We start from the raw sequence: 12,699 nt of genomic DNA, 5'->3' as shown, positions 1-12,699 counted from the left end.
GTTGCATCGCATGCTAGTGCCCCATTACCTACGACATTATGTCCTGACTTTCACTGTCGGCTCGGCACAGCAGATAGGTCTTGCTCGCCGATGCCCATGCGCGGGACGGCAATGCGGATTCGTCCGGCGAAGGCGCCTTGATCGTCATAGGGCGCCAGCAGCACAACCAGCAGATCGCCGAGAAGGGTCGCATGGCCGTCACTGCCACGTGTGGGGCGGACGAGATCGGGCGCACGGCCAAGCGCCGCGAGCCGGCCGGTAAGCTGCTCGGCCATTTCCGCCGCACTCTGCGCCGAACGCGATGTAATCATGGTCAGCCCTGTAGCGATCGTAAGCAAGTTTTTGATGCGGTGGCTCATCTCGCCGGCGAGCAGCTCATGGCCTTCCTCCGCCTGTTGGCGGCCGGTGACGTCGAGGAAGATGCCGACCATCGTCTGCCCCGATATGCCGATATCCCCGCCCTGACCTCGCGTAGAAATCCAGCGAATGTTTTCGCCAAGCACGATCCTAAAATCGATCTCGTAACCGCCCGGACCGGCCCGGGTCGCCGCGAATGCCGCGCGAACGCGGTCGCGGTCTGCCGGGTGAATGTTTTCAAATAAGGCGCCGAACGTTACCGGTATACCGTGGGGCACGCCGCACAGCGCATAAGCACATGCATCATTCTCAACGCATCGCTATCGACCTTCCACCGCCACAACGCCACCTCGGCGGCGTCAATCGCACGCCGGAGTTCAGACTCGTCCCAGATCGCATGATGCTCGTTCATTAGCTCCGTTCACGCGATTTACTTAAATTTCAGATCCGCAATAACGCTACGCGCGGCTTATGTAATTTTTGTGTTTTAGCTACTATAATCCATTTTGAAGTACTCGAGTTATTCCGTCCTAACAACGAGGTTCCCCGGTCGTTGAAAACATCAGTCCGTCTTATTGACGCTAACGCCGAACACCCGCGGTTGCAGCGTCTAAATGCAACCGCGGTCGTCCGATCTAAACGAGAATTTCATGCCAGCCGCTTTATCGGCCGGCAGGGAGAGAGGAACCAACGTCAGTAGATAGTCCGCACCATTGGCTCGCGTGCCCATATCCGGCCTTCGCCGGCGAGCGCGGTAAATGCTGCCGCATCGGCAGCGCCAGCGAGCTTCACGATGCCGGCGTCTGGTATCACACCTGCCGCGATTAGCAGCGGCTCGGCATCGGCCGTCGCGGCAATCACCTTGAGATGAGCGAACGCGTCATGGACCCAGGCAACCGCCGCAGCCTCGTTAAGCAATTTCGTCGTGCCATCGGCTGAGGTCACGACCGCGACGGTATCGAACAGCACCGACGGGCCGCCAGCGAGCTGGAAATCGCCCTTAAGCAGCGTCCCATCGTCGAGGGTGACGCCGCCAACGCGCGGGCAAATGATCTTTGGCGATGCCCCAGCCGCTTTGGTCGCTGTAATCAGCGCACCGACGGTTGCCGACGCGGCGCCATCGGTAACGAGCATGCCGACGAGCCGCCCGACGAGCGTTGGCGGGCCGCTAGCAAGGATGCTGAGCTTGGAGCTCGGCGGAAGGTCGGTGCGCGGCTCGACCGCCGGAACCGCCGGGACAATCTTTGCCTTATGGTTGAGCCCGGTGGCGACACGCTCGCCAAGCGTCACGTCGATCACCGCGAGGTGGCCGAGCATGGTCGAACGGATGATCGGCAGCTCGACCTTCGAGAGCTCGAAGATCAGCGCGGCGACGATGTGATTCTGTTCGGGCTCGGTCTGGCTGAAGAAGAACTGGCGCGCCTGACTATAATGGTCGGCAAAGGTCGCCGAGCGCTCGCGCACCTTCGGCCCAACATCGGCGGCCGGCGCGCTGCGGAACCCGCCGACCGGATCCTCGCGTGGGCCCGACGGGTCGATTAGGCTCGGCGTATAGGCGACGCGGGTGGCCTGTGGCCGCACGTTCATGTGGCCGTCGCGCTGCATGTTCCCGAAAGGGCAACGCGGCGCGTTGATCGGTATCTGAGTGAAGTTGACCGAGCCAAGGCGGCTCAGCTGCGTATCCAGATACGAAAAGCTGCGACCATGGAGCAGCGGGTCGTCCGAAAAACCGATTCCGGGCACGACATTCTCGGTGCAGAACGCGACCTGTTCGGTCTCGCTGAACACATTATCGGGATTGCGGTCGAGCGTCATTCGCCCGATCACGCGCAGGGGCACGACTTCTTCGGGGATCAGCTTGGTCGAATCGAGGTGGTCGAAGTCGAATGTCGCGGCCCGTTCCTCGTCGAACAGCTGGACTGCGAGATCCCACGCCGGATGCTCGCCGTCGTTGATCGAGGTGTACAAGTCGCGGCGATGATAGTCGGGGTCGGCCCCGTTGAGTTTGAGGGCCTCGTCCCACACGACCGACTGCATGCCGAGCACCGGAAGCCAATGAAATTTGACGAACGTCACCGCGCCGTCGGCGGCGATCAGCCGGAAGCTGTGGACGCCGAAGCCCTGCATCATTCGCACCGAACGCGGGATTGTCCGATCGGACATCTGCCACATAACCATGTGCATCGCCTCGGGCGTGCAAGCGATCCAGTCCCAAAACGTGTCATGGGCCGACTGCGCCTGCGGAAAGCCACGATCTGGCTCTTCCTTGACGGCATGGATCAGGTCGGGAAACTTGATCGCATCCTGGATGAAGAAGACCGGGATATTATTGCCGACAATGTCCCAGTTGCCTTCTGCAGTATACATCTTGACCGCGAAGCCGCGGACATCGCGCGCGACGTCGGCTGAACCACGGTTTCCCGCAACGGTCGAGAAGCGGGTGAACACCGGCGTTCTGACCCCAACTTCAGTCAAGGTCTTTGCGGTGGTAACGTCGGCAAGACTGTCGGTCAGCTCGAATTGTCCGTGCGCGGCAAGGCCGCGCGCGTGTACGACGCGCTCAGGGATGCGTTCGTGATCGAAATGATGGATCTTCTCACGAAGGACGAAATCCTCGATTAGGATCGGTCCGCGCGGACCGGCCTTGAGGCTATTGTGATCGTCGCTGATCGGTGTGCCGGTATTGGTCGTCAGCACAGGCTGGCCCTTGGCGGCGACCTGATGCAATTCGCCACCGGTGCCTCGCGCAAACTCTGCCGCTGGCAGCGATCCAACCGCAGGGTAAGTCGGTGTGCCTTTTGCTTTGGCGCGGCGCTGGGGTGCGCTCGTCGCCGTCGAACCCTTGTCAGCTGCGGCGTGCGGTTGGGCGGGCGCTGCACCGGCTGCCGGTTTCTTGATCTTTGCCGGCTGGGACTTGATCTTGACTGCCATCTTCGATCCTTCGCTATGCGAGTTCGCCGACATGACCCGGCGCGGTATCGAGCCGAGTTCACCAATTCGTATTGGGATAGCAAGCAACTATTACGCCTACGGCAGTGAAATCTTCGGGTGCGCTGTTAAGCCTCTGATCGCTACGCACCCAATTCAAGCCGCTCATGAAAACGCCCCCGAACGTGAACGAACCACCACGCGTCGGACTGATAATCTAAGTTGTTTCGCGTACGCCGGATCGTGACCATCCCAGCCCGTCATCGGCATCTCCTCCATTCTGGCCGACGGACTTGCGATGCTACCCTGGTACATAGGGTGTGCTATTAAACTGCAACGAAGTGCATACTTTCGGTGGTGGCACCCGACGCCTGTTCGTTGACCGATTTTTTTCAGTTCTACTCGCATGCGATGAGATTCAGGGTCGCCAGCATGGCGCCCGATCATGTCGCGAGCCGGAGGGGTGCCGAAGGCCTTGCGGCACATGGTGACGAAGCTCGCTGCGTTCCCGTAGCCGAGATCGGCCGCAACGTGCTGGCTGCAAGCACAACCCGCTAGCCACTTCACCGCCGTATGGCTGCCAGTTGCTGCCGCCAACGCTCAAAGAAAGATTTGGCTATCCGGGGTGGGCGAACGCGCGCCGGCTCGGGAGGGGCGTTGGCTATCTAATTGCACACCGCACCACGTCGAACCGATCGCGGCTTTCCGGCCCGAGCAGATCCGCGACATTGGCATCCAGATCGAGCCAGCGCGCCCATTCATCACCGAACAGCACGGCAGGAGCGCGATCATGGTGCCGTTGAGTGGGGCACCAGCGGGTTGCGTCACGATCGAAAAGCTCTCAATCCAACCCTGATCGATCGTCTCGCACCGGTCCCAGATACCCGCGAGCATGATCGGCGCACCATCTTTCGGAGCGAACAGCCACGGCTGCTTGCGCTTATCGTCGTCGTCGTGCGGCCCCATCCATTCATACCAGCCGTCTGCCGGCACCAGGCAACGCCTTCGCTTGAAGCTGTCGCGGTACGCCCGCGAGGTCGCGACGGTCTCGGCGCGGGCATTGAACGTCGTCGCCTTCCAATCCTTTAGCGTGCCCTTGTGAAACCAGGGCACGAGCCACCAGCGCGCGTTCGTCACGCCAACCGCGCCATCGATCATTCGAACGATAGGCGCGGTCTGTGTCGGACGCACCTGCTCGCGGGGCTCGAGGTTGACCGCCGCTTGGGTAACCGGGCCGAGAAAACGCTGCAGATCCCCGTACAAGTCGGACCATGTCTGCAGATTACGGAAACGGCCACACATTCCTCACGACCTCCTGACGACGTTGGTTACCGAATAGTTTATACCCAGCGGATGCCGTGCTCGACGCATCATAGCCTCAAGGGACGTCTCGTCGCTACGAGGCATGGCTTCGCGCTTGATACAGACAGCGGAGGCCGCTGGCGTCTCGATATTACGGATCCTCATGCCGCCGCCTGGCTCGTCTCGAAACAGGTCGTCGTTACCGGCACGCGCGCGGGGGTCGACCTTCTCGACGTTGATATGATCATCCTGCCGGACTAGCGACTCACGGCCCGTTCTGTTTATGTTCCGTCTATGGCCGGGCCGCTTCACGATCTCACGCAGTTGATGGGCAAGGCGGATCTCCGCATCAAGTGTGGCGAGTGCCGTCACGACGTCGTGGTCGCAATCGGCCGAATCCTGGCCCTGTTTCGCCGCCGCGGTTGGCCGACCGACTGGCGAGAGGCGCATCGTCGGTTTCGCTGCTCGCAGTGCGGCTCGAAGCGCTTGATGCTGTCGCCGGACTTCTACGAACGCTCGGTTCGTCGGCAGCAAGAGAAGCGCGGGGGTCATCTCACGCCTGTTGCGGCCGCGTTGCGTCCTGGCCTTCACCCGCCGCCCCCCGGCGTATCGATCGAAGCTTGGAATAGTGCCAGCGAGCGCGAGCGGAAACGACTGGTCGAACGGGCGCGGAGTTAAGCCATAAGTCTATCGGGCAGCGTTTTAGATCGCTGGTCGACGACCCGATATGGCGGGATCGGCTTTACGCGGGCTTGGCGCCGGGGGAACCGCACTTGGCGAACGCACCCTTGGCGTTGCGGCACCGGGCGGCGGGGGCTGCGGCGACAGGCGGGCATTTGATGAATTTGCCCTTGGCATCCTTGCAGGGTGCCGCCGACAGCGATCCGGCGGCCGAAACAACGATGAGAACCATGAGCGCGCGAGCGATTGGCATTTTACCCTCCAGTTGTCCGGCTACTGTCGGATCACGTTGGAGTCTGCGCTTAGATTTAGCAAGACTGGGCGGCGCGTCCGGTAAGTCGATACGCGAAAAGGCCGACCCACTCCTTCGCCGCTATGTCCAGCGTCTGTAAATGATGCGCGAAGCTCCAGCCGATCCCATTGCCGAAGGTCGTTGATCGGAAATCTGCCGGGTAAGGGACTAAGCCATGCCAGCCAGCCGCACAAAATGCGAGCATGGCTCGGGGCATGTGAAAGGCACTCGTCACAAGAACGATGTGACGCGCTGATTGAAGCCTAGCGCTTTCGCGCAAGCGCTGAGCATTTTCTGCCGTCGATCGCGATCCGCCTTCCAGACGCACGCGCGCCCGATCGACGCCTGTCGCTTCCAGGAGCTGAGGGGCAACGGTTGCTTCGCTCATCCTGTCGCCGATCAGGTCCCCGGACCCGCCGGTGAAATAGATCACCGATGTCGGAAAGCGACGGGCCAAAGCCCCGCCTGTCAGATATCGATCGCCGGCGTCACCGATCCCGGATGTCCCCCACCGCGCGGCTACTGCCGGGTTACTCCCACCGCCAAGGATGATGATTGCATCAACCTCCTGCAGCGGCGGATTGGCCGGATATCTGCCTTCCAGCGGCACGAGCAATAAATCACCGAGCGGGAAAATGCCGACCGCGAGCACGAGGCCAAATCCTAACGCGAGCGCGTACAGCGCTAAGCGGCGGCGATGAGCGAACACCGACCAGAGGGCGACGGCGAATGGAAGGAAGAGCAACGTTTCAGGCGCAAACAGCGCCCAGCCGATCTTGGATATTTCAAAGAAACCATAGGTCATGCTGCGGGAACACTCACTATCCGTCTGCGGCTCGGCGATATCCCGCCGCATTCAATACGCGTGAGCATTTGGCTTTGGAAGCGACGACGCGGCTTGATAAAGCCCATGTCCGACGTCCCACCCCCGGCAAGCGCGCAGGATTGGCTTCGGCACGTCTTCTCACCGGTCGAATAAGAGGCCGCCATCCGACGCGACACGCCGAGTGCCTCGGCCGCCTTGGCTAATGACAGGGCGGGTCGCATTCGCCGTTCGAGAAACGCGCGATCGGCGCCATGTCCCGTCGGCGAGAGCGTGTCGAGCCAAGGTGCATCTCCACCGAGCTCAACTCCCGACAGCCAAACAAGACTGTGGCCTCAATCGCGATCTCCACCTCGGCGAACTCGGTCGGGTCGCGCAGCGCGGCAAAAGCGCGGTCATCAAGCGTGTCGACCGTAATAAGCTCGGCTTCGGTCCCATCCAACGAAGCGAGATGCAGTGTTGCAGGGCCGATCACTGGCTCGGAGATGATGGTGCGTGCGGTGTCGGTGACATTCAATCGTTCAACTCGTGCAAGCTTCGTTGATCGGAATGAGCGCCATACTCGCACCGCACCGACGCCTGAGGGTCAACCAATGTTCGCAGCGACGCCGCCAACGACACGGTACGGCTCGGAATCGCGCATCGTGTCGCCGTGAAATGCTGGTCGGTCGTCACCGGAAGATCCCGTGCCTGCACGTCAGCCTGATTGAGGCATGGCAAGATATAGATGATTTACATTGTTCTATGCGAACCAACTAGAACCGTATAAACAGCCTAGAATGGACCCACGCCGCAATCCCTTCTCGCCTGGTGCGGGTAGCCGCCCGCCCGAACTTGCCGGCCGCGAGGACGTCCTCGAAAGCGTCGCCGTCGCGCTCGACCGCATCAAAAGCGGCCGTCATGCGCAGAGCATGATTCTGCTCGGCTTGCGGGGAGTAGGCAAGACGGTGTTGCTCAACGCGATGCGCCGGGCAGCGGAAGGCGAGGGCATCTTGAGCGTGCCGATCGAGGCACCAGAGGGCCAGTCGCTGCCTGCCATGCTGGTCCCGGCACTCCGCACCGCCATGCTGAAGCTCGATCGCGGCCAGGCGGCTATGACGTTGGCCAAGCGGGGCCTGGGAGCGCTCGCCCGGTTCGTAAAGGCATTCAAGCTGAGCTACGGTGAACTGGAGGCATCGCTCGACCTTGGCGAGATAGGGGTCGCCGACAACGGCGATCTCGAAGCCGATCTGATCGATTTGATTGACCTTGCCGGGGCCGCGGCAGGGGAGCGCCAGACCGCGCTCGTGCTGTTCATCGACGAACTGCAATATGTGCCCGAACGCGACCTGGCGGCCTTAATTACGGCGCTTCACCGCGCGCGCCAAAATGATCGCCCTATCACGCTGGTCGCCGCCGGCCTCCCGCAACTGGCCGGGCAAATGGGCAAGGCAAAGTCGTATGCCGAGCGGCTGTTTTTGTTCACCAGCATCGGTCCGCTCGGGGACGCCGCCGCGACGTCCGCCATTGTCCACCCGATCGAGGCCGAGGAATGTGCCATCGAGCCTGACGCGGTCGCGAAGATCCTCGCCGTCACCGAGGGCTATCCCTATTTCCTGCAGGAGTGGGGAAAACAATGTTGGGACGCGGCCGACGCTTGCCCGATTACGGCCGCGGACGTTGACCTCGCTCACCCGACCGCGATCGCCGCACTCGACGACAGTTTTTTCCGTGTCCGCTTCGACCGGCTGACACCGTCAGAAAAGCGCTATCTGCGCGGCATGGCCGAGCTCGGGGAGGGGCCCTTTAATTCAACCGCCATTGCCGATCATATTGGCCGGAAGCCTTCGAGCTTTGGTCCCGTACGCGCGTCATTGATCGCCAAGGGGATGATCTACACGCCGGGATACGGCGAGACGGCGTTCACCGTGCCGATGTTCGGCGCGTTCATGCGCAGGGCGATGCCGGTCGGAGATCCCGGGGCGGGGCAGGGGGAATAGGTGCGCGAAGCCGAGTTCGGAAGCGGTGCGCATCTATCCCGCCAGAATCAACCGCCACGTCTCCCCCTGCACTGGCTCTCCGAACTCGTGATGGACTTCCGTGGCGATGCATTCGAAACCGTGATGCGCATAGATGCGGCGGGCTGCGTCCAACACGGTGTGTGTCCACAGGGCGATCTGGTCGTAACCCTTTTCGCGCGCAAACCCGACACACCCGCGTACCAGCGCATCGCCGATGCCCCGCCGGCGAGCGAATGGTTCGACATGCAGCAGGCGGAGACGGGCTACGCCATTCCCTTCGTCGGTGAGGAAGACCGCACCGGCCATCACCCCGGCGAGATCAGCCACCCAACACTGTTCCCGATCAGGCTTGAAGCGGCGCAGGAACGTGGCCGTCGTCTCGGCCTCTAACGTTTCTAGCGCACGCCCCCAGCCGTGGTTCGCGGCATACAGGATCGATTGTCGCGCCGCGACCTGACTGACCTCTCCAATGCCGGCCGGTCGAATGACGAACTCGATAGGAGCGTTCGGGTCGAGTAGCAGCCGTGCCCTGGTCAGCGCCTGCACCAGATCATCCTGTTCCACGGCGCTAAGACGGTTCAGGTCGTGGGCGACTGCGGAACGCTGCCGCTGGTCGATCTGATCGAAAGCTGCGCGTCCTACCGCAGTAAGATGGATCGGGCGCGTGCGCGCATCGGCTTCAATTCGGTTACGCATGATCCACCCCCGATCCTCGAAGCGGGCGATCATGCGGCTGAGATACCCACGATCAACGCCGAGTGCGGCCTGCAACGCGTTCGCCTGAACCGGCTCTTGCCGAGCGATCTCAAACAGCAAGCGCGCTTCTGGCAGGTTCGCGTCGGTATCCAGGAAGCGCGCATCAATGGCACCCACGTGCCGGGTGAAGAAGCGGTTGAAGGTTCGGATGGCCTCGATCGCGGTGTCCATTCCTGCCTTATCGAACGACACTGTTGACGGAGTCAACTACCATGCTCCTGATTTACAGCGACGCTCGGAAGGGGCGTCCGTTCTGGCAGGGGATGGTCGAACGGAATGCGGGTCACCGTCCCCAATGGCAAGTTCCGGCTAGAAGGAGGCGATCCGACGAGCATAAGCAAACGACGTGCATCTTCTCATGCGTTCCTCGGCACACCATCAGACCTGAAACTGAGTATAAGCGTCGCTTGCACCGCATATGCGGCCCGACGCCGCGAAGTGGATGCCGTTACATACCCTGCGCGTTTCCAACGTAGCAGCGTTGCGTTTCGGACACCGACAGATGTGCTCAGACCGACACGATCATAGTAGCGGACGCACATGCTTGTTAGCTACGCCCGGGGCTCAACCGCCTACCAACAACCGCAGCCCCAGCTCGATGCGCTCGCTGCCGCCGGCTGCGAGCGCGTTTTCGACGACCACGGCGTCAGTGGTGCCGCCCTCGCCAGGCCCGATCTTGAAAAGGCGATCTCGTTCGTCCGTCCCGGCGAGGACGTTCTCATCGTCTGGAAGCTCGACCGGCTCGGCCGCTCGATCCCTGACCTCGTCAACGTCGTGACCGATCTTCAGAAGCGCGGCATCAGGTTCCGCTCGCTCAAGGAGACGATGATCGACACGACGTCGGCCAGCGGCACGCTGATCGTCCACGTCTTCTCCGCGATCGCGCGAGTGCGAGCGTGGCACCAATCACGAGTGCACGATGGCCGGGATCGCCGCTGCACAGCGCGCTTGCACCCGCTTCGGGCAGCCCGCGATATCGCCGGCCCGATGGAAGCAGGCACGACGCTCAATCAAGGTGGATCTGACACCGACTGTGACCGAAATCGCCACCCTGCTCGGCGTCAGCCGCCAGGCTATCTACCGCCGCCTCGAGGCCGACCAAGCGGCGGTGATGCTGGCCGAGGCCAGCTACGACGCCGCCGCTCGAACACCTCGATCCGTGGTCCGTGCAATCCACCGGGCAGGGCGGTCGTAGCAATGATCGTTGCCGACTCTGACACAGCGCCCGGGTAGCGCGGCAACGCCGTGATGACTGCGTAACGCAGCGGTTCTCACTGCGGGCGATCGACCTCGGCCTCGCCCCGTCTCACTGGGCTTTCCTAAGCCGCGACAGCGGCGGCCCGGCAACCCCGATTGTCAGTGCCGTGTTGCCGGTCCTCTTCGGCTCTCCGCTGACGCGGGGCCGGGGGACGGGCCGCCCCCACCGCCCCTGAAATCGGGGTTCCCCGCGCGTCTGCGCGCTTGGTGCCGGACCACCGCCGCACGGCTCTTAACGGAGCCCGTCGACGGGACGATCCCGTAGGCCGAAGCTCAGGAGAATCACCATGACCAATCTCGTCATCATCATCGGCAACGCCGGCGCCGACCCGGTCAGCCGCAGCATCCAGGCCGGCGGCACCGTCACCTCGCTCTCGGTCGCCACCTCGACCAAGTGGACTGACAAAAATACCGGCGAGATCAAGGAGCAGACCGAGTGGCACCGCGTCACCTGCTTCAACGGCCTCGGCACCAATGTCGCCAAGTACGTCCGCAAGGGCTCGAAGGTCTCGATCCAGGGCCGCCTCCACTATACGAGCTGGACCGGCACCGACGGCGCAACGAAGTACGGCGTCGAAATCCTCGCCGACAGCGTCGAGTTCCTCACGCCCGCACCCAAGGCCGGCGATGCGCCCAAGCGCGAGACCCGCACCGAGACGCCGGCGCGCACGCCCGCAACGACTGGTGGCCTCGACGATCTGGACGACGACGTGCCGTTCTGAGTCGGTTCTGCCCGGCGGGCTAATGCCCGCCGGGACCTTCTTGGTCTCACCCGGAGGCGTAGCTCATCTCCATCCCGCCCGTCACCGTCTTCGAAGCACCGTCTGATCGATCGCAGTCGTGCACCCAGCGATCGACGGGCATAATAATGACCATAATATCAGCGACCTTCAGCGCCCTGACCCCTTGGCGCTGACGATTACCATACGGCTGCGCTTCACCGAGCCGCCCAAAGGCGTCTCGGCCCTTCAGGTCACGATCCCTGTCGCAACACGCCGCGCGCGACGCGCAAGGGCTGCTCGCGACCCGGCGAACGATCCGCACGGGATCGGTGGCGAGCCGCTGCCTCTTGCGCGGCGACCAGGGTCTGGTGTGCGTCAAACCGGCGATCGCCGACACCGACGCGGGGGCCGTCCTGCGGACGACGCTGGCGAGCCGGCATGGGCCTCGGCTCCCGCCATCGGCGACGAGTGCTCGAGCGTGCCATCGGCGTTGACCGGAGCCCCGTGCCAAGTTCCGCTATGGCCTCACCGACGGTGGGATCGGACGCAGGGCAACCGACGGCGGTGACGCTGCCACGGTCGAGCAGGGCAGGGGCCTGGACCGACGCTGCCATCAACCTGGCGAGTGGGCCACCGGTCTCTCACGGGGACGCTTCGCTCGCAGGCCCGACCCGTACTCAATGGCCTTCCTAAGCCGCGACAGCGATGGCCCAGCAACCCCGATTGTCAGGGCCGTGTTGCCCGTCCTCTCCGGCTCTCCGCTAACGCGGGGCCGGGGGACAGGCGGCCCGCACCAAGACCCTGCAATCGGAGTTCCCCTCGCGTCTGCGCGCTCGGTGCCGGGCCACCACCGCACGGCTCTTAACGGAGCCATCGACGGGGCAGGCCCGCGATAGCGAAGCTCAGGAGAAACCACCATGACCAACATCGTCGTAATCGTCGGCAACGTCGGCGCAGATCCCATCACCCGCGCCACCCAGAGCGGCAACGTCACCCAGATCTCGGTCGCCACCGAGCGCCGCTGGAACACCCCCGCCGGCGAAGCCAAGAAGGAAACCGAGTGGCACAAGGTCACCTGCTTCAACGGCCTCGGCACCAACGTCGGCAAATACGTCCGCAAGGGCTCGAAGGTCTCGGTGCAGGGCCGCCTCCACTACACCAAGTGGACCGATAAGGACGGCACCGAGCGCTACGGTGTCGAGGTCATCGCCGAGACGGTCGACTTCCTCACCAAGGCCCCCGGCGCAGCCGACAACGGTCAGGAGGGCTGATCGACACCAACTCCGGCGGGTTCGCCCGCCGGGGTTTCGTCGTGCTCGCAGCAAGGCAGGGAAGCGGATCGGGGCACAAGGCCCCGACCGCCGCGGCGCTGCGCGCCACGAAGTGAACGCTCTCTCTCTCAACTGGGCGGTAGTCTGACGGGCGCGGCTCTCGCTCCGTCAAGAACGGCAGGGTCCCACCATTTTGCCGGCCCGTCTTCGCTGACGCTCGCGGCCGACAAAATCGTTGCCCCTACCACCGCGTGCCGCGGCCGCTCACGCGGTTCCTGACCGAGCGACCGCGCCCGTCCTCTCTACCGCC

At 63.1% G+C, this 12,699-nt stretch carries 13 protein-coding genes and 2 pseudogenes; 7 read left to right on the top strand and 8 right to left on the bottom strand.

What is annotated here, in order from left to right; genetic code table 11:
• Positions 1–83: 83 nt before the first annotated feature.
• From KZX46_RS03370 to KZX46_RS03360, 3 genes and pseudogenes are all read right to left on the bottom strand, one after another.
• A pseudogene (locus KZX46_RS03370) lies at positions 84–769 on the bottom strand (HWE histidine kinase domain-containing protein); the annotation flags it as partial.
• A 281-nt stretch (positions 770–1,050) separates the two neighbouring features.
• Complete coding sequence (locus KZX46_RS03365; RefSeq protein WP_219773897.1) at positions 1,051–3,288, bottom strand: catalase; 2,238 nt, start codon at positions 3,286–3,288, stop codon at positions 1,051–1,053.
• 597 nt (positions 3,289–3,885) lie between these two features.
• Positions 3,886–4,587 (bottom strand): SOS response-associated peptidase, encoded by a 702-nt coding sequence (locus KZX46_RS03360; protein WP_219773896.1) that lies wholly within the window; start codon positions 4,585–4,587, stop codon positions 3,886–3,888.
• A gap of 51 nt (positions 4,588–4,638) precedes the next feature.
• Between KZX46_RS03360 and KZX46_RS23425 the strand changes: the two genes are divergently transcribed.
• Positions 4,639–4,848 (top strand): DUF5818 domain-containing protein, encoded by a 210-nt coding sequence (locus KZX46_RS23425; RefSeq protein WP_219773895.1) that lies wholly within the window; start codon positions 4,639–4,641, stop codon positions 4,846–4,848.
• A gap of 33 nt (positions 4,849–4,881) precedes the next feature.
• On the top strand, positions 4,882–5,265 hold the full coding sequence (locus KZX46_RS23420) for a hypothetical protein (RefSeq protein WP_219773894.1): 384 nt from the start codon (positions 4,882–4,884) through the stop codon (positions 5,263–5,265).
• Positions 5,266–5,329: 64 nt separating this feature from the next.
• Here KZX46_RS23420 and KZX46_RS03345 read toward each other — a convergent pair whose 3' ends face one another.
• The 3 genes from KZX46_RS03345 to KZX46_RS03335 all read right to left on the bottom strand — a co-directional run bounded on the left by KZX46_RS03345 (position 5,330) and on the right by KZX46_RS03335 (position 6,900).
• A complete protein-coding gene (locus KZX46_RS03345) occupies positions 5,330–5,521 on the bottom strand; it encodes a hypothetical protein (RefSeq protein WP_216711198.1) in 192 nt (63 codons plus the stop codon).
• Positions 5,522–5,576: 55 nt separating this feature from the next.
• Positions 5,577–6,416, bottom strand: a complete 840-nt coding sequence (locus KZX46_RS03340) for a YdcF family protein (protein WP_219773893.1) — start codon at positions 6,414–6,416, stop codon at positions 5,577–5,579.
• 169 nt (positions 6,417–6,585) lie between these two features.
• A complete protein-coding gene (locus KZX46_RS03335; RefSeq protein WP_226895841.1) occupies positions 6,586–6,900 on the bottom strand; it encodes a hypothetical protein in 315 nt (104 codons plus the stop codon).
• A gap of 262 nt (positions 6,901–7,162) precedes the next feature.
• Here KZX46_RS03335 and KZX46_RS03330 point away from each other — a divergent pair, with 262 nt between their 5' ends.
• Positions 7,163–8,362 carry an ATP-binding protein gene (locus KZX46_RS03330; protein WP_219773892.1) on the top strand — a complete coding sequence of 400 codons (1,200 nt, stop codon included), beginning with the start codon at positions 7,163–7,165 and terminating at the stop codon, positions 8,360–8,362.
• Between the two features lie 33 nt (positions 8,363–8,395).
• On the opposite strand, the gene KZX46_RS03325 is transcribed toward KZX46_RS03330, so the two are convergent.
• A complete protein-coding gene (locus tag KZX46_RS03325; protein WP_219773891.1) occupies positions 8,396–9,310 on the bottom strand; it encodes a helix-turn-helix domain-containing GNAT family N-acetyltransferase in 915 nt (304 codons plus the stop codon).
• Positions 9,311–9,679: 369 nt separating this feature from the next.
• Here KZX46_RS03325 and KZX46_RS23415 point away from each other — a divergent pair.
• The 3 genes and pseudogenes from KZX46_RS23415 to KZX46_RS03315 form a co-directional block, all read left to right on the top strand.
• A pseudogene (locus tag KZX46_RS23415) lies at positions 9,680–10,012 on the top strand (recombinase family protein); the annotation flags it as partial.
• 160 nt (positions 10,013–10,172) lie between these two features.
• On the top strand, positions 10,173–10,334 hold the full coding sequence (locus tag KZX46_RS22695; protein ID WP_226895921.1) for a hypothetical protein: 162 nt from the start codon (positions 10,173–10,175) through the stop codon (positions 10,332–10,334).
• Between the two features lie 349 nt (positions 10,335–10,683).
• Positions 10,684–11,118, top strand: a complete 435-nt coding sequence (locus KZX46_RS03315) for a single-stranded DNA-binding protein (RefSeq protein WP_219773889.1) — start codon at positions 10,684–10,686, stop codon at positions 11,116–11,118.
• Between the two features lie 46 nt (positions 11,119–11,164).
• On the opposite strand, the gene KZX46_RS03310 is transcribed toward KZX46_RS03315, so the two are convergent.
• Positions 11,165–11,515, bottom strand: a complete 351-nt coding sequence (locus KZX46_RS03310) for a hypothetical protein (RefSeq protein ID WP_219773888.1) — start codon at positions 11,513–11,515, stop codon at positions 11,165–11,167.
• Positions 11,516–12,035: 520 nt separating this feature from the next.
• Between KZX46_RS03310 and KZX46_RS03305 the strand changes: the two genes are divergently transcribed.
• Complete coding sequence (locus KZX46_RS03305) at positions 12,036–12,389, top strand: single-stranded DNA-binding protein (protein WP_219773887.1); 354 nt, start codon at positions 12,036–12,038, stop codon at positions 12,387–12,389.
• Positions 12,390–12,699: the final 310 nt, after the last annotated feature.

The sequence above is a fragment of the Polymorphobacter sp. PAMC 29334 genome (assembly GCF_019431245.1).
GTDB lineage: Bacteria > Pseudomonadota > Alphaproteobacteria > Sphingomonadales > Sphingomonadaceae > Polymorphobacter_B > Polymorphobacter_B megasporae.
The sequence above is the reverse complement of the archived record's forward strand: the minus strand, read 5'-3'. Positions and strand labels throughout refer to the sequence as shown.

What these genes read in the sequence shown, in the direction of transcription:
- KZX46_RS23420 (WP_219773894.1), top strand. Translation starts at nt 4,882, where the DNA reads ATGGCCGGGCCGCTTCACGATCTCACGCAGTTGATGGGCAAGGCGGAT.
- KZX46_RS03340 (WP_219773893.1), bottom strand. Translation starts at nt 6,416, where the DNA reads ATGCGGCGGGATATCGCCGAGCCGCAGACGGATAGTGAGTGTTCCCGC.
- KZX46_RS03360 (WP_219773896.1), bottom strand. Translation starts at nt 4,587, where the DNA reads ATGTGTGGCCGTTTCCGTAATCTGCAGACATGGTCCGACTTGTACGGG.
- KZX46_RS03365 (WP_219773897.1), bottom strand. Translation starts at nt 3,288, where the DNA reads ATGGCAGTCAAGATCAAGTCCCAGCCGGCAAAGATCAAGAAACCGGCA.
- KZX46_RS03305 (WP_219773887.1), top strand. Translation starts at nt 12,036, where the DNA reads ATGACCAACATCGTCGTAATCGTCGGCAACGTCGGCGCAGATCCCATC.
- KZX46_RS03330 (WP_219773892.1), top strand. Translation starts at nt 7,163, where the DNA reads ATGGACCCACGCCGCAATCCCTTCTCGCCTGGTGCGGGTAGCCGCCCG.
- KZX46_RS23425 (WP_219773895.1), top strand. Translation starts at nt 4,639, where the DNA reads ATGCCGTGCTCGACGCATCATAGCCTCAAGGGACGTCTCGTCGCTACG.
- KZX46_RS03345 (WP_216711198.1), bottom strand. Translation starts at nt 5,521, where the DNA reads ATGCCAATCGCTCGCGCGCTCATGGTTCTCATCGTTGTTTCGGCCGCC.
- KZX46_RS03325 (WP_219773891.1), bottom strand. Translation starts at nt 9,310, where the DNA reads ATGGACACCGCGATCGAGGCCATCCGAACCTTCAACCGCTTCTTCACC.
- KZX46_RS03315 (WP_219773889.1), top strand. Translation starts at nt 10,684, where the DNA reads ATGACCAATCTCGTCATCATCATCGGCAACGCCGGCGCCGACCCGGTC.